This window comes from Streptococcus sp. 27098_8_109, from assembly GCF_041432295.1.
GTDB lineage: Bacteria > Bacillota > Bacilli > Lactobacillales > Streptococcaceae > Streptococcus.
This window is the reverse complement of the sequence record NZ_JAPVZJ010000001.1, coordinates 108,645-130,681: the sequence shown is the minus strand read 5'-3', so window position 1 is coordinate 130,681 and position 22,037 is coordinate 108,645. Positions and strand designations below refer to the sequence as shown.

Genomic DNA, 22,037 nt, shown 5'->3' with positions numbered 1-22,037 from the left:
TTCTGATACTCAATGAAAATCAAAAAGCAAACTAGGAAGCTAGCCGTAAGCTGTACTTGAGTACGGTAAGGCGATGCTGACGTGGTTTGAATTTGATTTTCGAAGAGTATAACAGAAAAAGCTCGTATTATTTCGTAGTATTGCGAGTTTCAGTCAGTTTCTTATCCTTCAACTCAAGTGTAATATCTGACGCTTGTGCCACTTCTTTGCTGTGGGTTACGACGATGACACATTTACCTGTTTTCTGGGCAAGTGATTTGAGCAGTTCGATAATATCTCCAGCAGTTTTAGGGTCTAGATTTCCTGTTGGTTCATCAGCTAGAATAACTGGAGCTTCTGATACCAAACTACGAGCAATAGCAACACGTTGCTGTTGACCACCTGATAACTGGAGAACATTCCGCTTGATCTGACTTTCATCTAAACCAAGTTCAAGAAGCGTATCCTTGCTTGCCTTTTTGTTGACCAAGCGGATATTTTCCAGTGGAGAAAGATAATCTATCAAGTTATAATTTTGAAAGACCAGGGAAATATGGTGCATGCGATGGTAGGAATAGCCCTTCTTACGAATGTCCTCTCCTTGGAAAAGGATAGAACCTTCAACAGGACTATCTAGACCAGCAAGTAGGGACAAGAGAGTGGATTTTCCTGCTCCTGACTCACCAATAATACTGTAAAATTTCCCGGGTTCAAAATTATAATTGATCTGATATAGGACTGCTTCAGCAGTGTTCTTATAACGGTAGGTAACATCTTGTAATTGTAATAAAGTCATGATTTCTCCTTCTTAACTAATAGATGATAAAATTTCTTTCGGTGATTTTCTAAATAAGAATAGGAAACAAAAGGCTACAGATAAGCAACTAATCAATAACAGAAAGACATAGGATTCTGCAAAGGATAGGATGTTGGTTGATAAACTGCTTGCTTTGGCTAGCGTGTCTTGTAGAGTTGCCTGATCTCCACTGGCTAGAACAGTTTGGAGCAGATAGGATGTAATGGCATTTCCAGCGATAAAGGATGGAAGCAAAGCTCCGAGAGATACCAAAACTACCTCTAAACAGAACTGTAGGAAAATCGAGCTCTTGCCTTTTCCAAGTGCAAGTAAAATTCCCACTTCGTAGACCCTTTCTCTCAACCAGAGAGATAAGACCAGAATTAAGGCTCCGGCTCCTGCTATCAACATTCCATAAAGGAAAATGGTCAGAAAGGTTTGGAAGGTAGCAACTGAGTCTTTGATTTGTTCAAAGGCCTTGTTTTCCTTCTCGACTTGGTAGCCTTGATTCTCCAAAACCAAGTTTTCTACCTGATTCATGAGTCCGTCCATTTCCTTAGGATTTTCTACATAAAAGCGTGCTGCACTGACTAGAGATTCACCATTTCCTAAAAGAGTTTGGCTACTTTCATAGTCTGTAAAGACCTGATTTTCACTGAAGTCAGAAGACAAACCTGTAAATTTCTCTTGTTTTTTACCAGAAAAGATGCCGACAATCTCAAACTCTACTGTTTGTCCTTTGCCAGCTTCTGACTGACCAGCTTCTAAGGTAATCTTATCATGAAGGGAAAGACTATTCTTCTTAGCCAACTCTTCGTGGATGATGATTTTCTTTGAATCCCCTTTTTGAAGATGTCGCCCTTCTTTTAAGTTGAAAGCCGAGCTGGTAAAGGTAACATCCTTAGATGAATCTTCAAGAGCCGTTAAGCTAACCAAGTTCTTGTCCGCAGCTGACAAATCATCACGTTCCACGCTCTGCTCGCCACTCACTGCTTCCTTGTCTTTTAGTTTTGCGACCGTCTCGAGTTCAGGAGAAACATTTTCCAGTCCCTTAATCTTGCTTACAGATGCTAACTCTGATAACTTGAAAGTCTGACCATTTTCTATCTTCTTAATAGAAAAAGATGTGTTGAGTGATTTGTAAAGATTGGTTTCAACTGTTTTGTTGGACTTCATCAGAGTCAAACAGGCCGAAATTCCAGCCAATAGGACCAATAAAATCAGAAATAAAATAAAACTTCTCAGTCGTTTTCTGCTGACATAAGCCCAAGCTCTTTGGATTGGATTCATTCGTCACCTCCATATTTGTAAGACTATTATAAAATCCAAATATGAAATGTTTATGAAATACAAAAAAAGAGCAAAATTTTTTTGCTCTACTTGAATTATATGAAAACAAAAGAGCTAGCCTAAGCTAACTCTTATCCTATGCGGAGAGAGGGACTTGAACCCTCACGACCTAAAGCGGTCACAGGATCCTTAGTCCTGCGCGTCTGCCAATTCCGCCATCCCCGCGTCGATTACTTTACTAGTATATCAACTTTTAGGATGCTTGTCAACACTTTTTTTCAATTTTTTTCATTTCATCAACCAAATTACTCTGAAAATTCATTTAGATTTTCATCTACTAACTTAGCTCCGAGTGTATTTTTGAAATGACCTAGGGCAAATTGATGATTTTCAGGCCAGATAGATGCAACAGCCGGTTTAACAATCTCGATGTCATATCCTAGATTATAGGCATCTATAGCTGTATGCAGGACACAGATATCCGTCAAAACTCCGGTTAAAATAACTGTAGAAATTCGACGCTCTCTCAAACGGATATCTAGGTCAGTACCCGAAAAAGCTGAGTAATGACGTTTATCCATCCAAAAGACACGACTGTCTGAACCATGCTCTTGATAAAAGACCCCCAAATCTCCGTATAAATTCCGTCCACTAGTCCCAATCAAATTGTGAGGAGGAAACAGCTTGCTTTCTGGATGGAAACAATCGTTTTCTTCGTGAGCATCAATGGTAAAGAAGATGTAATCTCCTCGTTCAAAAGCTAGTCGAGTTACCTTGCTGATGGCATCCGAAATCGCCTGAGCTGGAGCGCCTGCTGTCAATTTTCCACTATCAGCAACAAAATCTTCTGTATAATCAATCGAAATCAAAGCCTTAGTCATTAGTAATCTCTTTTCTTCACTTCTTCAAAAATATCTGAAATCAAAACCTTAAGGTAGGTTCCCTTCATTCCAAGTGAGCGACTTTCAATAATCCCTGCAGACTCAAGTTTACGAAGGGCATTGACAATCACAGAACGAGTGATTCCGATACGGTCTGCAATCACAGACGCAGTCAACTGCCCTTCATTTCCATTTAATTCCCCTAAAATTGCTGAAACAGCACGGAGTTCGGAGTAAGAAAGGGTATTAACCGCCATGGTAACAGCAGTACGGCGACGGATATTTTTCTCATCTTCTTCACGCTGGAAATTAAGGAGTTGAATTCCAACAACGGTACTCGCAATCTCAACAAGAATCAAGTCTTCGTCTTCGAATTTTTTATCATTGCGCCAAATAATCAAAGAACCAAGTCGAATCCCTGATACATGAATCGGTGCAATAGTCGTCAAACCATCTGGAAAGTCGGCACGACTTTCCACAGGGAAAATACTTAAATCATGATCAACTGTCAGATTGGCTTCTGTATCGTAGATCATGTTCGCACCTTGAATGTAGTCATCTGGGAAAATCTTAGTTTGGAAGAACTGCTCTACACGATCTGTATTGGTTTTGTAACGCATAAAATAACCAAGGAGACGTCCCTTGCTATTGACGATACAGGCGTTACAGTCAATAATATCTGCCAATTGACGGGTAATCGCATTGTAGGGAAGTTCTTCCTGCAACTGCTCCTCTGAGCGCTTCAGGATAGAAGTAATTTTTCTAGTTTTTTCTAATAAATGTGCCATTTTTCACCTCGAATTTAATCGCTATCATTATAACATAAACAGCTTGAATTTTCAATTATTATCTGAAAATTGCTTATTTAATTGCAATTTGAAAAAACAAGAATATTTTTAATTAAATTGCTTCTTTTCTATTGACAAGCCCCTTATTTTTGTGTATTATAATATTACAAGAAGATAATATATCTATTTTATTTATCTTTCTTTTTCCATTCGGTCTCCTTATATAAAAAAGCGATTCATTTTGAACCGCTTTTTCTTATTTATCGCCCTTGTTACGAATCACAAAGCCTGTTTTCTTTTCGCTTGAAGTATTGCGTGGTTTTTTATTATCCTTACGGTAACGTTTTTCCTTATCAAAACGATCGTTGCCACGACTTCCTTTTTTGAAATCATCACGACGACCATTGCCACGGCGATTATCACGACGGTCATCTCCACGACGACCTCCCTTAGCGTTACCACCGAAGCCATTACCTGATGGTTTAAATGGCAGTGGTTTTTCACGTGCAATCTCCACTTCAGGAAGACTATCTGGGTCTTGAACAGTCAGACTCAAGATATACATTGCCAATTCTTCTGGAGTAAATTCGGCAGCTAGCTTACGAGCATCCTTACCAAATTTCTCAAAGTTGGCACGGATAGTCTCATCTGCAAAATCACGTTCGATTTTCTTGAGAGCTACGTGTTTTTTTGCTTGAAATGCTTCTTCTGCACTTGCAGGTTTGAGACCTTTCATGCGTTTTTTAGTCAAGTTTTCAATGATTTGGAGGTAACCCATTTCATTTGGTGAAACGAAGGTAATAGACTGACCTGACTTACCAGCACGACCTGTACGACCGATACGGTGAACATAGCTTTCAGGATCTTGTGGAATATCGTAGTTATAGACATGGGTCACACCTGAAATATCCAAGCCACGCGCTGCAACGTCTGTCGCAACCAAAACATCAAGATTGCCATTTTTAAAGTCACGAAGGACACGAAGACGTTTGTTTTGGTCTAGGTCGCCATGAATTCCTTCTGCACGGAAGCCACGGATTTTCAAACCACGAGTCAATTCATCTACACGGCGTTTGGTACGACCAAATACGATAGCAAGTTCTGGTTGTTCCACATCCATGAGACGAGTCATGGTATCAAATTTTTCTTGTTCTTTAACACGGATATAGTATTGGTCAACCAATTCTGTTGTTAATTCCTTAGCAGCAATCTTCACATGCTCAGGTTCTTTCATAAACTGAACACCGATACGTTTGATGGCATCTGGCATAGTTGCTGAGAAAAGCAAAGTTTGACGGTTTTTAGGGACACGAGAAATGATAGCTTCGATATCTTCAAGGAAGCCCATGTTGAGCATTTCATCTGCTTCGTCAAGGATGAGGGTTTCAATATCTTGTAATTTCAAGGCCTTGCGTTTAATCAAGTCCAAGAGGCGACCAGGTGTTCCCACCACGATATGGGCACCAGATTTAAGAGCCTTAATTTGTTTTTCAATGCTTGATCCGCCATATACTGAACGGACTTTAACTCCCTTACTACGACCAAAGCGGAACAATTCCTCCTGACTTTGGACAGCAAGTTCACGTGTTGGAGCGATAACCAAAGCTTGGATGGTCGCTTCTTCTGTACGGATTTTTTCAAGGGTAGGCAAGCCAAAGGCTGCAGTTTTTCCTGTACCAGTCTGAGCTTGACCGATAACGTCCTTGCCTTCAAGGGCCAAGGGAATGGTTTGTTCTTGGATCGGACTGGCTTCTACAAAACCAGCTTTTTCAATCTCTGCTAGCAAATCAGCAGACAAGTTTAATTCATTAAATTTCACGTTCTTCTTCTTTCTAAAGGTGGTGCGAAGCCACCCTATAGGGCTTAGTTTATACTTTTCTTTTTATGACGTATTTTCATATACTGGATACAAAATCGTGTTGCTTCTTTTCCACAAAAGAAAAGTACTGTTTTCTTTGCAACCTATCTAGTATAACACAAGAGAGAAGCAAAAGATAGCCTAATCCATCGATAAAGTCATGTAAACGATTTTTCTGAGAAAATGAGGATGAAATTTCCACTATTTCATAAACTTTTTTAAAGCGTAGCAGAATTGTGCAAAAGTTTTTTTCTTGTGCTAGAATGAAATGCGAATAGGAGGAAGATAAATGTTAACTTATGATTTAATCGTTATCGGATTTGGTAAAGCTGGTAAAACACTAGCTGGTAAATTGGCTTCAGCTGGCAAAAAAGTTGCCCTCATTGAACGTAGCAAAGCTATGTACGGTGGAACTTGTATCAACATTGGTTGCATCCCAACTAAAACTTTGCTAGTTGCTGCTGAGAAAGACTTGTCTTTTGAAGAAGTCATTGCTACTAAAAACACTATCACTGGTCGCCTCAACGGTAAAAACTATGCGACTGTTGCTGGTACAGGCGTCGATATCTTTGATGCGGAAGCTCACTTCCTTTCAAATAAAGTCATCGAAATCCAAGCTGGTGATGAAAAGAAAGAACTGACTGCTGAAACAATCGTCATCAACACTGGTGCTGTTTCAAACGTCTTGCCAATCCCTGGACTTGCTACAAGCAAAAACGTCTTTGACTCAACAGGTATCCAAAACTTGGACAAATTGCCTCAAAACCTTGGAGTCCTTGGTGGTGGAAATATCGGTCTTGAATTTGCCGGCCTTTACAACAAACTTGGAAGCAAGGTTACAGTCCTAGATGCCTTGGATACTTTCCTACCTCGTGCAGAACCTTCCATTGCAGCGCTTGCTAAACAATACATGGAAGAAGACGGTATTGAATTGCTTCAAAATATCCGTACTACTGAAATTAAAAATGACGGTGACCAAGTGCTTGTCGTAACTGAAAATGAAACTTACCGTTTCGATGCCCTTCTTTACGCAACTGGACGCAAACCAAATGTAGAACCACTTCAACTTGAAAATACAGATATTGAACTAACTGAACGTGGTGCTATTAAAGTAGACAAACATTGTCAAACAAACGTTCCTGGTGTCTTTGCAGTTGGAGATGTCAACGGTGGCCTTCAATTTACTTACATCTCACTTGATGATTTCCGTGTTGTTTACAGCTACCTTGCTGGAGATGGCAGCTACACACTTGAAGACCGTCTCAATGTACCAAACACCATGTTTATCACACCTGCTCTTTCACAAGTTGGTTTGACGGAAAGCCAAGCAGCTGATTTGAAACTTCCATACGCTGTTAAGGAAATTCCTGTTGCAGCCATGCCTCGTGGTCACGTAAACGGAGACCTTCGCGGAGCTTTCAAAGCTGTTGTTAATACTGAAACAAAAGAAATTCTTGGAGCAAGCATCTTCTCAGAAGGTTCTCAAGAAATCATCAACATCATCACTGTTGCTATGGACAACAAAATTCCTTACACTTACTTCACAAAACAAATCTTCACTCACCCAACCTTGGCTGAGAACTTGAATGACTTGTTTGCGATTTAATACTCTTCGAAAATCAAATTCAAACCACGTCAGCGTCGCCTTACCGTACTCAAGTACAGCTTGCGGCTAGCTTCCTAGTTTGTTCTTTAATTTTCATTAAGTATAAGTTCAAATCTCATCTTAACTAACAGCCCTCTGTGGGCTGTTTTTACTTCTGCGGAACCTCAAATCCGTCTTTTCCCTCTTTTATGATATAATAGAAATATGAAATTAAAAACTACTTTAGGCCTTCTTGCTGGGCGTTCTTCCCACTTCGTTTTAAGTCGTCTTGGCCGTGGAAGTACGCTCCCTGGAAAAGTCGCCCTTCAATTTGATAAAGATATTTTACAAAATCTAGCTAAGAACTACGAGATTGTCGTGGTCACTGGAACCAACGGGAAAACCCTGACAACTGCCCTTACTGTCGGCATTTTAAAAGAGGTTTATGGTCAAGTTCTGACCAACCCAAGTGGTGCCAACATGATTACAGGGATTGCGACAACCTTCTTAACAGCCAAGTCTTCTAAAACTGGGAAAAATATTGCCGTCCTAGAAATCGACGAAGCCAGTCTATCTCGTATCTGTGACTATATCCAGCCAAGCCTTTTTGTCATCACTAATATCTTCCGTGACCAGATGGACCGCTATGGTGAGATTTACACAACTTACAAGATGATTTTGGATGCCATTCGTAAGGTGCCTACTGCCACTGTTCTCCTTAATGGAGACAGTCCACTTTTCTACAAGCCAGCTATTCCAAATCCTGTTCAGTATTTTGGTTTTGACTTGGAGAAAGGTCCAGCCCAGCTGGCTCACTATAATACCGAAGGAATCCTCTGTCCTGACTGCCAAGGAATCCTCAAATATGAGCATAATACCTATGCAAACTTGGGTGCCTATATCTGTGAAAGCTGTGGATGTAAACGTCCTGATCTAGACTATCGCTTGACAGACTTGGTTGAGTTGACCAACAATCGCTCTCGCTTTGTCATCGATGGACAAGAATACGGTATCCAAATTGGTGGTCTCTACAATATCTACAACGCCTTAGCTGCGGTTGCCATCGCCCGTTTCCTCGGCGCAGATTCGCAACTAATCAAGCAGGGATTTGATAAGAGCCGTGCTGTCTTTGGACGCCAAGAAACCTTCCATATCGGGGACAAAGAATGTACCCTCGTCTTGATTAAAAATCCAGTTGGTGCAACCCAAGCTATCGAAATGATCAAACTAGCTCCTTATCCATTTAGCCTATCAGTCCTCCTTAACGCTAACTATGCAGACGGTATTGATACCAGCTGGATTTGGGATGCTGATTTTGAACAAATCACTGACATGAACATTCCTGAAATCAACGCTGGCGGTGTTCGCCATTCTGAAATTGCACGTCGCCTCCGAGTGACAGGCTATCCAGCTGAGAAAATCACTGAAACAAGCAATCTGGAACAAGTTCTTAAGACAATTGAGAACCAAGACTGCAAGCATGCTTATATTCTGGCTACCTATACTGCTATGCTGGAATTCCGCGAACTGCTGGCTAGTCGTCAGATTGTTAGAAAGGAGATGAACTAATGGTTTATACTTCACTTTCCTCAAAAGCTGGCAATTACCCCTATCAGCTCAACATTGCCCACCTCTACGGAAACCTCATGAATACCTATGGGGATAACGGGAACATCCTCATGCTCAAGTATGTGGCTGAAAAACTGGGAGCCCATGTGACCGTTGACATCGTTTCACTTCATGATGATTTCGATGAAAATCACTACGACATTGCCTTTTTCGGTGGCGGTCAAGATTTTGAACAAAGTATCATTGCAGACGACCTACCTGCTAAAAAAGAGAGCATTGACAACTACATCCAAAACGACGGTGTGGTTCTGGCTATCTGCGGTGGTTTCCAACTATTGGGTCAATATTATGTTGAAGCTTCAGGGAGACGCATCGAAGGACTAGGGGTCATGGGCCACTACACGCTCAACCAGACCAATAACCGTTTTATCGGGGACATCAAGATTCATAATGAAGATTTCAATGAAACCTACTATGGATTTGAGAATCATCAGGGCCGTACCTTCCTCTCAGATGATCAAAAACCACTGGGACAGGTTGTCTATGGAAATGGAAATAACGAAGAAAAAGTCGGCGAAGGGGTTCATTATAAGAATGTCTTTGGTTCCTACTTCCACGGACCTATCCTCTCTCGTAATGCCAATCTGGCTTATCGCCTAGTCACTACCGCCCTCAAGAAGAAATATGGTCAGGACATTCAACTCCCTGCTTATGAGGACATTCTCAGCCAAGAAATCGCTGAAGAATACAGCGACGTCAAAAGCAAGGCTGACTTTTCTTAAACAAAAGGAAATTATATCAAAGAACTCTGTTATCTTGTCAGAGTTCTTTTTGTCTGTTCTTTTACCCTTCTCCCTTGCATTTTCTCTCTTTTTTTGCCAAAATAGAGGGGTAGAAAGAAGGTAGCATATGTCTAAATTACAACAAATCGTAACATATCTTGAATCAGAAAAACTAGACGTCGCTGTCGTATCTGACCCCGTCACAATCAATTACCTCACTGGCTTTTACAGTGATCCCCACGAACGCCAAATGTTCCTCTTTGTCCTAGCTGATCAGGAACCTCTCCTCTTTGTCCCAGCCCTTGAGGTTGAACGTGCAAGCAGCACTGTTTCCTTCCCGGTTGTGGGCTATGTGGATTCTGAAAATCCATGGCAAAAAATGAAACATGCTCTTCCACAACTTGACTTCAAACGTGTAGCTGTTGAGTTTGACAATCTCATCTTGACCAAATACCATGGCTTGAAATCAGTTTTTGAGACTGCTGAGTTTGACAACCTCACACCTCGCATCCAACGCATGCGCCTCATCAAATCTGCTGACGAAGTGCAAAAAATGATGGTTGCAGGTCTCTATGCGGACAAGGCTGTTAAGGTTGGTTTTGACAATATTTCTCTTGATAAGACTGAGACAGATATTATTGCCCAAATTGACTTTGCCATGAAACGTGAAGGCTATGAAATGAGTTTTGATACCATGGTCTTGACTGGTGATAATGCTGCAAATCCACACGGTATTCCAGCAGCTAATAAGGTTGAAAATGATGCTCTTCTCCTCTTTGACCTCGGTGTTCTGGTCAACGGCTATGCATCAGATATGACTCGTACAGTCGCTGTTGGTAAACCTGACCAATTCAAGAAAGACATTTACAACTTGACTCTTGAAGCCCAACAAGCTGCTCTTGACTTTATCAAGCCAGGTGTGACTGCCCATGAAGTGGACCGCGCTGCCCGTGAGGTCATCGAAAAAGCTGGTTACGGCGAATACTTCAACCACCGTCTCGGTCATGGTATCGGTATGGATGTCCATGAATTCCCATCTATCATGGAAGGAAACGACATAGTCATCGAAGAAGGCATGTGCTTCTCTGTTGAACCAGGTATCTATATCCCTGGTAAAGTCGGTGTTCGTATTGAAGACTGCGGTGTTGTTACCAAGGATGGCTTTGACCTCTTTACAAGCACCAGCAAAGACTTGCTTTATTTTGATTAATATTCATCTAATACTCAATAAAAATCAAAGTGCAAACTAAGAAACTAGCCGTAGGTTGCTCAAAACACTGTTTTGAGGTTGTAGATAAGACTGATGAAGTCAGCTCAAAACACTGTTTTGAGGTTGTGGATAGAACTGACGAAGTCAGTAACCATATCTACGGCAAGGCGACGTTGACGCGGTTTGAAGAGATTTTCGAAGAGTATAAAATCTTCCCACAATAAAACGCATAGTATCAAAATTTTTCAACACCTGATACTATGCGTTTTTCTTATTTGAAAGACTTTTGACTCAGCCTCTTTACTTAATCTTCTTGATACTTTGACTAAGGATAAATCCTACAATCATCCCTACCATATTTTGCATGAAATTTGGTAAAATTTCTGGTAGGGCTGCAGCCCAGCCATTCATCAAAGTAGAACCTAAGGCGTAGCCCCCTACCATGGCAACAGTTGCTAAGATAAGGCCTAGCCACTGAGTTTTTCCTTTAAATCCTGCGAAAAATCCCTGCAAGCCATGGTTGACCAAGCTAAAGAACATCCACTGAGGATAGCCTGATAAGAGGTCAATCAAGAAACCTGCTAGTCCTCCGACTACAGCCCCTTCACGACTACCAAAGTAGAAGGCCGTAAAGAAGACACCCGCATCTAAAAGAGTTAAAATGCCTGTCGGTGTTGGAATTTTTAAGAAATAACCTAGAACCACAGAGAGGGCGGTTAAGAGGGATACAAGGGCGATTTTAGTTGTTTTGGTTTGCTTCATATTGTCTTACTCCATACTGATCTGCTTGTGCAATAGAACGATAAACGAAATCCTTAGAGCTTTCTACTGCTGGTAAAAGTTCATCACCTTTAACCAAGTGACTGGCAATGCTAGAGGCAAAGGTACAACCTGCACCAGCATTTTGCCCTTGAATGACAGGATTTTCTAGGACTGTAAAGTTTTGTCCATCATAAAAGACATCTACAGCCTTGTCCTGACTAAGGCGATTGCCTCCCTTGATAATGACTGCTGGCGCTCCTAATTCATGCAATTTCTGCGCTGCAGCTTTCATGTCTTCCAAGGTTTTGATTTCCTGACCAGTCAATAATTCTGCTTCAGGAAGATTAGGCGTAATCACACTGACATAAGGGAAAAAGCGAATCAACTCTTGACAGAGTTCACTTACAGCTACGTCGTGTGTTTCCTTGCAGACCAAGACAGGGTCCAGAACCACAGGCACTCCTGGGCATTGCTTGATAAAGTCCAAGGCCTTCTCAGCCACACTGACAGTTGGTAGAAGACCAATCTTAATCCCCCCAAACTCCACATCACGCAAGCTATCTAATTCATGTTGAAAAATGGTATCGTCAGTTGGAAAGACTTCAAAGCCCTTTTCCGTCAAGGCTGTCAAACAAGTCACTGCTACAAAGCCATGCAAGCCGTTCAAGGTATAAGTAGCCAAATCAGCTGACAAACCACCACCACTAAAAATATCATTTCCAGAAAGTGCTAAAATACGATTATTCTTCATAACGAATCTCCTTTAAATATAAACCATTTGGTGCTGCAGTGGGACCTGCAAGCTGCCTGTCCTTTTTCTCCAAGATGAGGTCAATCTGCTCTACTGGCATGCGGTTATTGCCGATTTTAAGCAGTGTCCCCACCATATTACGAATCTGCTTATACAAGAAACCATTTCCTGAAAAGGTAAAGGTCAAAAACTGGCCTGTCTCATCAACCCTAAGACTAGCTTCTGTGATGGTGCGAACCTTATCCTCTACACTAGTCCCAGAGGCTGTAAAGCCGGTGAAATCATGAGTGCCTTCTAATTTTTTGATAGCCTCCCGCATCCGTTCCACATCAAGCGGATAAGGAAAGTGGGTGGCATAGTGACGGCGCATCGGATTTTTGGGACGGCCCCTATCCACGATAAACTCATAGGTCTTACTGTGCTTAGCATAACGGCAATGAAAATCATCCGCCACAAGCTCAATCGAAATCACATCAATATCTTCAGGGGACTGAGTGTCTAGAGCAAAACGGAGCTTCTCCTCATCCATTTGATAAGGCAGGTTAAAATGAATAACCTGTCCCAGGGCATGAACCCCACTATCTGTCCTACCAGCACCGTGAACAGTAATGGCTTGCCCTTTATTTAACTTGGTCAAGGTTTTTTCAATTTCTTCCTGAACACTACGCGCATGAGGCTGGCGCTGAAAACCAGCAAAGGCGTAACCATCATAGGAAATAGTTGCTTTATATCTTGTCATAACTTCTATTTTATCAAGAAATTAGTCTGTAAACAAGGCCCTAAATCAAATAGTGTCTGGGTACAAAAATCCAAAAAAGAAAAACTTAGGAAACCAATCCTAAGCTCTCTTTTGAAGTAGGTACATGACAAAGATAGAGGTTACAATTAACCAAGATCCTAAGATAGCAAAGACCAACATCCCATTGTGAGTTAATAAGCCAATTGCACCTAGAACGAATGGAGTCGTAAAGGCTCCGAAACTACAGCCTAAAACTGCAAATGAGGTTGCTTGATTGAGGAGTTTAGCTGGAATTCTTTCAGAGACAAGTTGAAAGACCGTCGTCAAGGCTACACTATAGGCAAAACCAGCCAGAATACTCCCTGCCACTACCACCCACAAGGATGGAGACAAGGCAATCACAATTTGCCCTAAGCCAAAGGTAATACCAGACCAGAGGAGCAGTTTCTCTTTAAAGATAGAAATCAAGAAAGAGAAACTCACACCAGCCACAATCCCAATTAACTGCATGACACTAAGAACAAAACTAGATAACTGGGCATCTCCCAGTCCTCTTTCCACCATCAAACTTGGAATACGAATAGTAATAGCCGTATTGGTACAAACTACAACTGCCGCTTCGATAGCTAGGATAAAAATCAAGCCCTTCATTTCCCGAGTTAAGCGACTTGCTTCCTTCGATTTTTTCTTAACTTCTTTCTTCTCTTTTCCATAAGGAACAAAGAGCAAATAAAGGATCAGCACCAAAAATCCAGCACTATAGGCTAGGAAGGTAGCTGTCCAACCAAAGGACAACAACTGACCGACTGCCAAGGTAATGAGAGAAGCTCCTACTACCTCTGCAGAGCCACGTAGCCCCAACATCTGAATCCGCGTTTTGCCTTGATAACGTTCACTGATAATCGAAATAGCCTTGGCATTGATCATCCCAACACCCAAACCAAAAAGAATCCGTGTTCCAAAGACAAAAGGATAGGCTTGGTACCAAAAAGGAGCCGTTCCACTCAGTGATAAAATTAACAAGCCCAAACTAATCTGTAAGCGCTCAGGAAATATTTTTTCTAGGAAACCATTTAATAGCAACATAATCATGATTCCAAAGGAAGGCAAGCTAGCCAAGAGCTCAATTTGTTCCTTAGGATAACCTTGATAATAGTCAAACATGGCTGGCAGGGCACTCGAGATGGAAAAGGAGGTAATCAAAACGAGGGAGAGAGCCAAAATACTGGCCCGTTCTAAAAATTGTTTCATGAAATCTCTTTCTATATTTTCTCTTAATCTTCTACTCTTTTGATACTTATCAAACAAGCAAGAAAAGAAGAAGCCTCTTTGGTGTATAGACTCCTTCTTAAACTCGAAAATGAATCCCTTGTGTCTTATACTCAATGAAAATCAAAGAGCAAACTAGGAAGCTAGCCGCAGGTTGCTCAAAGCACTGCTTTGAGGTTGTAGATAGAACTGACGAAGTCAGCTCAAAACATGGTTTTGAGGTTGTAGATGAAACTGACGAAGTCAGTAACTATATATACGGCAAGGCGAAACTGACGTGATTTGAAGAGATTCTCGAAGAGTATTAGGATGATTTTCTCTTGATTTGCTTAATAAAGTAGAAGATAAATCCTGCCACCATATAAGCAACAAAGATAATCAGACACCACTTGAACACGACATCCCAACCCTTGTTCACATTCAAAAAGAAGTACGGGAAGGGACTGACCTTAGAATTAGGAACATCAAGTTTCAATACCAAGCCATTAAAAAGAGCAAAAATCATATACAGCAAGGGTAAAATCGTCCACACAATTGGGTCCCAAATCTTGTATTGACCCTGTTTGTCAAAAAAGAGGGTATCTGCTAAAAACCAGAGGGGAACGATATAGTGGCAAAGGAAATTTTCTAGAGTATAGAAATTAGTCGCAATAGGCGCTAAAAGGAAATGGTAAATCACACAGGTAATCATGATACTCATGGTGACCCCACCTTTTAAGCGCAAGAGACTTGGTCTTTGCCAGTTTTCACCTAAACGGCTCATAACCTTTAGGAGATAGAGCGTAAAAATCGCGACTAAAAGGTTGGACAGAACCGTATAATAGAGTAACATCCCAAATCCACCATGCTTGGCGATTTCAAGATAAACTCCCGTAAAAGCCGCTAGAAACAAGAAGATACGGCTATAAAATACAAGTTTATAGTGTTTTGACATGCTTAAATTTTCTTCACAAACTCTGATTTGAGTTTCATGGCACCGAAGCCATCGATTTTACAGTCGATATTGTGGTCGCCTTCTACGATGCGGATATTCTTCACGCGCGTCCCTTGTTTCAAATCTTTTGGCGCACCTTTTACTTTTAAGTCCTTGATGAGAGTTACTGTATCACCGTCAGCCAATTTATTCCCGTTGGCATCGATAGCAACAAGACCCTCTTCTACATCTGCAACTTCAGCAGGATTCCACTCATAAGCACACTCTGGGCAAACCAGTAGGGCACCGTCTTCGTAGACATACTCTGAGTTACATTTTGGGCAATTTGGTAGGTTGTTCATGGTTTCTCCTTATCATCATTCACTATTCTTTGAAAATCAAAATTTCTCGAACAGCAACTATTATACCTTAAAATCAGCATTTTGACAAATATAGAAAAAAACCGATATCAATCTATCGGCTTTTCTACATCTACATTCTTTTTTTAGCTTCTGCTTTGATTTTTTCAACTACTTCTTGAATGTTCAAGCCAGTTGTATCAAGGTAGACAGCATCCTCTGCTTGTTTGAGAGGCGAAGTCTCACGATGACTATCCTTGTAGTCACGCGCAGCAATTTCCTCTTTTAGAGTTTCAAGGTCTGTTTCAATTCCCTTGGCAATATTTTCCTTGTAACGGCGCTCTGCTCTCTCATCGACTGAAGCTACTAGGAAAATTTTCAATTCTGCTTGTGGCAATACAACAGTCCCAATATCGCGACCGTCCATGACAATCCCACCTTGCTGGGCAATCTCTTGTTGGAGAGAAACTAGTTTCTCTCGTACTTCAGGAATTGCTGCAATAGCTGAAACATGATTGGTCACTTCATTTTCACGGATAGGATGGGTAATATCCACATCTCCTACAAAGACAAGTTGTTCTCCAGTTTCTGAGCGTCCAAAACTGATTGGATGCTGGTCCAATAAGGCTAAAAGTTCTTCAACTTGTTCAACTCCTAATTGGTTCCTGAGAGCCATGTAGGTCGCTGCACGATACATAGCACCTGTATCTAGGTAGGTGAATCCAAAATCCTTGGCAATAATCTTTGCGACCGTACTCTTGCCACTTGAAGCAGGACCGTCAATAGCAATTTGAATCGTCTTCATTTATGACTCCTATCTAGTCTTAATCACATCTCCAGGATTAGCAAACCAAGATCCTGTAGCCATATGGCCAGGATTCAAAGCCTCTAACTGAGCAATCGAGATTCCTGCACGAGCGGCAATAGCTGCTTCTCCTTCTCCAGCCATAACTTTTGTAGTTCCTTCTGGATCAGTTGGATGTTCTGAGCTACTAGATGACTCTTCTACCTTCTCCTCTGAACTAGAAGATGCCTGCTCTGAACTACTACTAGAAGTAGAAGAAACTTGCTCTACTTTTGTATCTGAATCGTGAAAATCTTTCAAGGCTGCTGTGCGATTACTCCCACCCGATGAAAGATAGATAAGAACAATAATCATCACGACTACAATCACAAAGAAAATACTTGCTAAAATAGTCAAGATACGATTAGCCAGCACTCCTCCACCTTGTTCTCTCTTACGACGTTCTGATCTTGTTTCTTCCTGATTCTCATAAATATCTTCTTGCCACGGTTCTTTTGCCATACCTTACTCCTTGTTTTTTTTTACTTTTCTTATTACAATATAAATATGAAAATCACACTTATACCTGAACGTTGCATTGCCTGTGGGCTTTGCCAAACTTATTCTGAATTATTTGATTACCACGATAATGGAATCGTGCGTTTTTACGATGACCCTGACCAACTAGAAAAAGAAATCTCTCCTAGTCAGGACGTCGTAGAAGCTGTTAGAAACTGTCCGACACGTGCCTTGATTAAAGATTAACTCTAACATCGATAAGAACGTTCCACTCCTTCTAGTTTAGCATATTTCCATGCAAAATTATAGTCTTTTCTCTTTATTTTTTTCTGTAAGATCAGGAAGGTCACTTTTTTCTTTGACGAGATAAAGTGGTCTTTTTTTAGTCTCTAGATAAATCTTACTGATATACTTGCCGAGAATCCCAATGGTCAAGAGTTGAATCCCTCCGAGAAAGAGAATAACAGCCATCAGAGAGGTCCAACCTGATGTCGGATTGCCCAAAATGAGGGTCCGAACCACAACAAAAAAGGTCATAAGTAGAGAAATAAAACAAGATAGGAGACCTGCCACAAAGGCGATAATCAAGGGAAAATCTGAAAAATTAACAATCCCTTCAATGGAGTAGAAAAAGAGTTGCCTAAAACTCCAACTGGTCTTGCCAGCCTGCCTTTCGACATTTGGATAGTCCAGATAGTGGGTTTTAAAACCCACCCAGGCAAAGAGCCCCTTTGAAAAACGATTGGACTCGGTCAAAGCTAAAATAGCATCGACTACAGATCTTCTCATCATGCGAAAATCACGGACACCTGACGGCAAGGCTACTGGACTAATTTTTTGCATAAGACGATAAAAGAGATTAGCACAGAAACTGCGAAAGAAGGGTTCTCCCCCTCGACTGGTTCTGCGTGTTCCAACACAGTCCAAGTCTGCATTTTTGTCTAGTAGAGCTTTCATCTCAAGCAACATACTAGGAGGATCTTGGAGGTCTGCATCCATCACCACCACCAAATCTCCTGTCGCATATTGCAAGCCTGCATAGAGAGCTGCTTCTTTGCCAAAATTTCGAGAGAAAGAAATATAATGAACTGCCGGATTTTGCTCCCGATAGGACTTTAAGAGTTCCAAGGTCCCATCACTTGATCCATCGTCGACAAAGACATACTCGATTTCTGTCTCCAAATCTGGAAGTAAAGCTTCCAAAGCCTGATAAAAAAGAGGAAGTACTTCCTCTTCGTTTAAACAGGGGACAATGATTGACATCACCATCTTAGTCTTCAAATCCATTTGGATGCTTGCTTTGCCAACGCCATGCGTCTTCACACATTTGGGTGATGCCTAATTCTGCTTCCCAGCCGAGTTCTGCTTTGGCTTTTGCAGGATCTGAATAGCAGGCTGCGATATCCCCTGGGCGACGGTCTACGATACGGTAAGGAATTGGACGTCCCACCGCTTTTTCCATGTTTTGGATAATTTCAAGAACTGAGTAGCCTTTACCTGTTCCAAGGTTATAAACGTTTAGGCCTGAACCTTTTTGGATTTTTTTCAAAGCTGCAACGTGACCTTTAGCCAAATCGACAACGTGGATATAGTCACGAACACCAGTTCCGTCTTCCGTATCGTAATCATCTCCAAACACTTGCACTTGCTCTAATTTTCCAACGGCTACTTGAGTCACATATGGCAAGAGGTTGTTTGGAATACCATTTGGATTTTCTCCTAGGTCTCCACTTTCATGAGCTCCGATTGGGTTAAAGTAACGAAGCAAGACCACATTCCATTCTGAGTTTGCCTTGTAGATATCGGTCAAAATTTCCTCAAGCATGAGTTTGGTACGGCCATATGGATTGGTCACTGAAAGTGGGAAATCTTCCAAGATTGGCACTGTATGAGGATCTCCGTAAACTGTCGCAGAAGAACTGAAAATGATGTTTTTACAGTTGTTTTCTTCCATGACCTTCAAAAGACTAACAGTTCCAGCGATATTATTGTCATAGTAGGCAAGAGGAATACGGGTAGATTCACCGACAGCCTTCAAGCCAGCAAAATGAATGACACCAGTTGGTTCTTCTTGCTTGAAAATATCTCTGAGTGTATCTGTGTCACGGATATCTGCCTCATAAAACGGAATTTCAACTCCTGTGATTCTTTCAACAACTTCTAAACTTTTTCTGTTACTATTAACAAGGTTATCCACCACAACAACTTGATGACCTGCTTGGATTAACTCAATAACAGTGTGGGTTCCGATAAAACCTGCTCCACCCGTTACCAAAATCTTTTCTTGCATCTTCTTTCCTCGATTCTCAGATTATTTTTTCTTATTTTACCATTTTTGATAGGGAATGTCATTTGCCATCCTAGAGGGTAGGATAAAATTTCAGTAAAATGCTTATACTCTTCGAAAATCTCTTCAAACCACGTCAACGTCGCCTTGCCATATATATGTTACTGACTTCGTCAGTTCTATCCACAACCTCAAAGCAGTGCTTTGAGCTGACTTCGTCAGTTCTATCCACAACCTCAAAGCAGTGCTTTGAGCAGCCTGCAGCTAGTTTCCTAGTTTGTTCTTTGATTTTCATTGAGTATTATTCGCTTTTTACTCGTTTGACATAGTTTTCAATTGGGTAGTTTAGAGGGTCCAAGGTCAACTCCTTGCCTTGAATCAGTTGAGCTAGATGGTAGCCAATGATAGGACCCGTTGTGAGGCCTGATGAACCTAGTCCACTGGCTGAATAGACACCTGACAATTCTGGAACCTCTCCAAAGAAAGGAGAGAAATCACTGGTATAGGCACGGATTCCCACACGTTCACCAGATGATTTCGCTTCTGCCAAGGTTGGGTAGTGAGGCAAGGCTGCCTCCTCCATTTTCTGGAGTAAAGTTTCATCTACCGTCAAATCAAATCCCATGTCATTTTCATGAGTAGCACCTAAGGACAATTTCCCACCTGCAAAAGGAATCAAATCCCACTCCCCTTCTGGCATAACAACAGGGTAAGCTTCCATGTCTTGGGCCAGCTGATAATCTCGGAGTTGCCCCTTTTGGGGACGAACATCTACTTCATAACCTAAAGGCTCTAACAGATGTCCCAACCAAGCTCCCGTCGCCAAAATAACCTGATCAAACACCTCTTCGTCAATCTGGTAACCCGATGTTAAAGGTGTCAGACTCACTTTTTCTTTGACCAGCTTGACCTGACTGGCTTCTAGCAAACGAGTCACCAAGAGTTGACCATCTACTCTCGCTCCACCAGAAGCATAGAGCAGACGGTCAAATCCCTGCAAACCAGGGAATAATTCGTTAGCTGATGCTTGGTCCAGAATGGCTAACCGGCCTATCAAAGGAGATTCTTCTCTACGCTGGAGGGCTAGTTGATAGAGTTCTTCCAACTTAGTTTTATCCTTTTTCAGGAGAAAGACTCCCGAACGCTGGTAAAAGTCAATTTCTTTCCCTGACTTCACTAAATCAGCCAACAAATCCACATAAAAGTCAGCCCCCAAGCGCGCCATTTTGTACCAGGCTTTATTGCGACGTTTGGAAAACCAAGGACTGATAATTCCCGCTGCGGCCTTGGTAGCCTGACCTTGTCCATGGTCAAAGACGGTTACTTCTAGGTCACTTTCTTTAGAGAGGTAGTAGGCAGCTGTTGCTCCCACAATTCCTGCTCCAATAATGGCAACTTTTTTCATTGTTTTCACTTTCTAACTAGATATGGTGGAAAGGATTGGTCGATGCTTGACTAGGTACAATATCAATTGTCCAGCCATTTTCAGCCTTCCATTGAGTAAGGAGTGCAGAAATTTTTTCCACAAAAAGCACTTCAATATAGTGACCTGGGTCCAATGCCAGTAACCCATCAGACAACATATCCTGGGCAGTGTGGTAGTAAATATCACCAGTGATATAGACATCTGCCCCCTTTGCCAAAGCATCCTTATAGAAAGACTGCCCACTTCCACCACAGATGGCCACTCTTGAAATAGGCTTCTGCAAATCGCTCTCTTGATAATGCACCATTCGAAGACTATCTAGACCAAAGACTTGCTTGACATTCTGGGCCAATTTCCCAAATGTCTGAGGCTGAACATTCCCAATACGTCCAATTCCACGTTCAGGACCTGTCTCCTGCAGATAAGTCGTTTCCTCGATACCTAGCATCTGACAGAACCAATCATTGAGGCCATTTTCAACGATGTCAATATTGGTATGGCTGACATAAACTGCGATGTCATGCTTTATCAAATCAATGTAAATCTGATTTTGTGGACGGCTAGCTACCAAATCCTTGATGGGACGGAAAATCGGCGCATGCTTGACAATAATCAAGTCTACACCCTTTTCAATGGCTTCAACCACCGTTTCTTCACGAATATCGAGAGCCACCATGACCCTTTGGATATCCTTGTCTAAAGTACCAATTTGCAGACCACGACTGTCTCCCTCCATGGAAAATTCCTGAGGGCAAAAGGCTTCATACGCATTAATCACTTCACTTGCTAACATGGAGAACCTCCTTGATGGCTTGAATTTTATCTACTAGAACTTGACGTTCTTCCAGATTTTTTTCTGGGATTTGTCCGAGGGCAAACTCTAGCTTAACAGCTTCTTTTTGCCATTTTTGGACAAAGACTGGACTGACCTCTTTGGACAAGAAGGGACCAAAGCGAACATCACTAGCTGATAGCTTCATTTGTCCTGCTTCCACCACCAAAATCTCGTAAAACTTGCCAGCCTCTTCTAAGATACTTTCAGCTACAATCTGAAATTCGTTCTCTTGTAGCCAGATACGCAAGTCGTCTTCACGATTATTGGGTTGGAGGATTAAACGCTCTACATTAGCTAACTTGTCCAAGCCTTCTTCTAAAATCCTGGCAATCAAACGACCACCCATACCAGCAATGGTAATGACCGATACCTTATCTGCCTCTTCAAAGGCTGCCAAGCCATTTGCTAAACGGACTTGGATTTTCTCCTTTAACCCGTGACTTTCAACATTTTTAACCGCGGACTGGTAGGGACCTTCTACAACCTCACCTGCAATGGCACTTTTGATTTGTCCTCTTTCGACCAACTCGATAGGCAGATAAGCATGGTCACTCCCCACATCTAGTAAAATGGCTCCCTGTGGCACAAAGGAAGCCACTAATTCTAATCTCTTTGAAATCATCTTCTCTCACTTTCCAAACTCTATTACCTCTTA

At 41.6% G+C, this 22,037-nt stretch carries 24 protein-coding genes and 1 tRNA gene; 6 read left to right on the top strand and 19 right to left on the bottom strand.

The genetic code is table 11. The features are described 5' to 3' along the window. Window positions 1–127 precede the first annotated feature (127 nt). From vex2 to O3664_RS00650, 6 genes are all read right to left on the bottom strand, one after another. On the bottom strand, window positions 128–775 hold the full coding sequence (gene vex2 / locus O3664_RS00675; protein ID WP_023946252.1) for an ABC transporter ATP-binding subunit Vex2: 648 nt from the start codon (window positions 773–775) through the stop codon (window positions 128–130). Between the two features lie 12 nt (window positions 776–787). Continuing rightward, window positions 788–2,065 carry an ABC transporter permease gene (locus O3664_RS00670; RefSeq protein ID WP_261055963.1) on the bottom strand — a complete coding sequence of 426 codons (1,278 nt, stop codon included), beginning with the start codon at window positions 2,063–2,065 and terminating at the stop codon, window positions 788–790. Between the two features lie 139 nt (window positions 2,066–2,204). After that, window positions 2,205–2,290, bottom strand: a tRNA-Leu gene (locus O3664_RS00665). An 80-nt stretch (window positions 2,291–2,370) separates the two neighbouring features. Beyond that, window positions 2,371–2,946: a cysteine hydrolase family protein gene (locus O3664_RS00660; protein ID WP_000158729.1), complete on the bottom strand. Its 576-nt coding sequence runs from the start codon at window positions 2,944–2,946 to the stop codon at window positions 2,371–2,373. Then, window positions 2,946–3,734 carry a GTP-sensing pleiotropic transcriptional regulator CodY gene (codY, locus tag O3664_RS00655; protein ID WP_000940738.1) on the bottom strand — a complete coding sequence of 263 codons (789 nt, stop codon included), beginning with the start codon at window positions 3,732–3,734 and terminating at the stop codon, window positions 2,946–2,948. The genes O3664_RS00660 and codY overlap by 1 nt, the downstream gene beginning before the upstream one ends. A 256-nt stretch (window positions 3,735–3,990) precedes the next feature. Next, window positions 3,991–5,553 (bottom strand): DEAD/DEAH box helicase, encoded by a 1,563-nt coding sequence (locus O3664_RS00650; RefSeq protein ID WP_371613473.1) that lies wholly within the window; start codon window positions 5,551–5,553, stop codon window positions 3,991–3,993. A 328-nt stretch (window positions 5,554–5,881) separates the two neighbouring features. Between O3664_RS00650 and O3664_RS00645 the strand changes: the two genes are divergently transcribed. The 5 genes from O3664_RS00645 (at window position 5,882) to O3664_RS00625 (ending at window position 10,962) form a co-directional block, all read left to right on the top strand. Further along, window positions 5,882–7,198: an FAD-containing oxidoreductase gene (locus O3664_RS00645; protein WP_371613472.1), complete on the top strand. Its 1,317-nt coding sequence runs from the start codon at window positions 5,882–5,884 to the stop codon at window positions 7,196–7,198. Window positions 7,199–7,402: 204 nt separating this feature from the next. Beyond that, window positions 7,403–8,746, top strand: coding sequence for a lipid II isoglutaminyl synthase subunit MurT (murT, locus tag O3664_RS00640; RefSeq protein WP_371613471.1), 1,344 nt, complete (start codon window positions 7,403–7,405; stop codon window positions 8,744–8,746). Next, window positions 8,746–9,528: a lipid II isoglutaminyl synthase subunit GatD gene (gene gatD / locus O3664_RS00635; protein ID WP_125386166.1), complete on the top strand. Its 783-nt coding sequence runs from the start codon at window positions 8,746–8,748 to the stop codon at window positions 9,526–9,528. The genes murT and gatD overlap by 1 nt, the downstream gene beginning before the upstream one ends. A 127-nt stretch (window positions 9,529–9,655) precedes the next feature. Then, window positions 9,656–10,738: a M24 family metallopeptidase gene (locus tag O3664_RS00630; protein WP_371613470.1), complete on the top strand. Its 1,083-nt coding sequence runs from the start codon at window positions 9,656–9,658 to the stop codon at window positions 10,736–10,738. 29 nt (window positions 10,739–10,767) lie between these two features. Then, a complete protein-coding gene (locus O3664_RS00625) occupies window positions 10,768–10,962 on the top strand; it encodes a hypothetical protein (protein WP_020903645.1) in 195 nt (64 codons plus the stop codon). Window positions 10,963–11,038: 76 nt separating this feature from the next. Here O3664_RS00625 and O3664_RS00620 read toward each other — a convergent pair whose 3' ends face one another. The 8 genes from O3664_RS00620 to O3664_RS00585 all read right to left on the bottom strand — a co-directional run bounded on the left by O3664_RS00620 (window position 11,039) and on the right by O3664_RS00585 (window position 16,837). Next, window positions 11,039–11,500 carry an ECF transporter S component gene (locus O3664_RS00620; RefSeq protein ID WP_084954342.1) on the bottom strand — a complete coding sequence of 154 codons (462 nt, stop codon included), beginning with the start codon at window positions 11,498–11,500 and terminating at the stop codon, window positions 11,039–11,041. Beyond that, window positions 11,478–12,251, bottom strand: a complete 774-nt coding sequence (locus tag O3664_RS00615; protein ID WP_000794766.1) for a bifunctional hydroxymethylpyrimidine kinase/phosphomethylpyrimidine kinase — start codon at window positions 12,249–12,251, stop codon at window positions 11,478–11,480. The genes O3664_RS00620 and O3664_RS00615 overlap by 23 nt, the downstream gene beginning before the upstream one ends. Then, window positions 12,241–12,990, bottom strand: coding sequence for a tRNA pseudouridine(38-40) synthase TruA (truA, locus tag O3664_RS00610; RefSeq protein ID WP_023946244.1), 750 nt, complete (start codon window positions 12,988–12,990; stop codon window positions 12,241–12,243). The genes O3664_RS00615 and truA overlap by 11 nt, the downstream gene beginning before the upstream one ends. Before the next feature lie 99 nt (window positions 12,991–13,089). After that, the gene (locus tag O3664_RS00605) at window positions 13,090–14,241 is read right to left on the bottom strand and encodes an MFS transporter (protein WP_153198730.1); all 1,152 of its coding nucleotides are present in this window, start codon (window positions 14,239–14,241) and stop codon (window positions 13,090–13,092) included. 322 nt (window positions 14,242–14,563) lie between these two features. Then, window positions 14,564–15,193 carry a Pr6Pr family membrane protein gene (locus tag O3664_RS00600; RefSeq protein WP_000033942.1) on the bottom strand — a complete coding sequence of 210 codons (630 nt, stop codon included), beginning with the start codon at window positions 15,191–15,193 and terminating at the stop codon, window positions 14,564–14,566. A gap of 2 nt (window positions 15,194–15,195) precedes the next feature. Then, complete coding sequence (locus O3664_RS00595) at window positions 15,196–15,534, bottom strand: zinc ribbon domain-containing protein YjdM (RefSeq protein WP_001061596.1); 339 nt, start codon at window positions 15,532–15,534, stop codon at window positions 15,196–15,198. Between the two features lie 130 nt (window positions 15,535–15,664). Continuing rightward, window positions 15,665–16,336 (bottom strand): (d)CMP kinase, encoded by a 672-nt coding sequence (cmk, locus tag O3664_RS00590; RefSeq protein WP_000849387.1) that lies wholly within the window; start codon window positions 16,334–16,336, stop codon window positions 15,665–15,667. Between the two features lie 9 nt (window positions 16,337–16,345). Next, window positions 16,346–16,837: an SAG1386/EF1546 family surface-associated protein gene (locus O3664_RS00585; RefSeq protein ID WP_001040919.1), complete on the bottom strand. Its 492-nt coding sequence runs from the start codon at window positions 16,835–16,837 to the stop codon at window positions 16,346–16,348. 45 nt (window positions 16,838–16,882) lie between these two features. Between O3664_RS00585 and O3664_RS00580 the strand changes: the two genes are divergently transcribed. Further along, window positions 16,883–17,080, top strand: a complete 198-nt coding sequence (locus O3664_RS00580) for a ferredoxin (protein ID WP_004235080.1) — start codon at window positions 16,883–16,885, stop codon at window positions 17,078–17,080. A 57-nt stretch (window positions 17,081–17,137) separates the two neighbouring features. Here O3664_RS00580 and O3664_RS00575 read toward each other — a convergent pair whose 3' ends face one another. The 5 genes from O3664_RS00575 to O3664_RS00555 form a co-directional block, all read right to left on the bottom strand. After that, complete coding sequence (locus tag O3664_RS00575; protein WP_033686887.1) at window positions 17,138–18,103, bottom strand: glycosyltransferase family 2 protein; 966 nt, start codon at window positions 18,101–18,103, stop codon at window positions 17,138–17,140. Between the two features lies 1 nt (window position 18,104). Next, window positions 18,105–19,124 carry a UDP-glucose 4-epimerase GalE gene (gene galE, locus O3664_RS00570; protein WP_049502394.1) on the bottom strand — a complete coding sequence of 340 codons (1,020 nt, stop codon included), beginning with the start codon at window positions 19,122–19,124 and terminating at the stop codon, window positions 18,105–18,107. 298 nt (window positions 19,125–19,422) lie between these two features. Continuing rightward, window positions 19,423–20,526, bottom strand: coding sequence for an FAD-binding oxidoreductase (locus O3664_RS00565; RefSeq protein ID WP_000754641.1), 1,104 nt, complete (start codon window positions 20,524–20,526; stop codon window positions 19,423–19,425). A gap of 16 nt (window positions 20,527–20,542) precedes the next feature. Continuing rightward, window positions 20,543–21,340: a Nif3-like dinuclear metal center hexameric protein gene (locus O3664_RS00560; RefSeq protein ID WP_049551333.1), complete on the bottom strand. Its 798-nt coding sequence runs from the start codon at window positions 21,338–21,340 to the stop codon at window positions 20,543–20,545. Next, window positions 21,327–22,004 (bottom strand): tRNA (adenine(22)-N(1))-methyltransferase TrmK, encoded by a 678-nt coding sequence (locus O3664_RS00555; RefSeq protein WP_064275968.1) that lies wholly within the window; start codon window positions 22,002–22,004, stop codon window positions 21,327–21,329. The genes O3664_RS00560 and O3664_RS00555 overlap by 14 nt, the downstream gene beginning before the upstream one ends. Window positions 22,005–22,037: the final 33 nt, after the last annotated feature.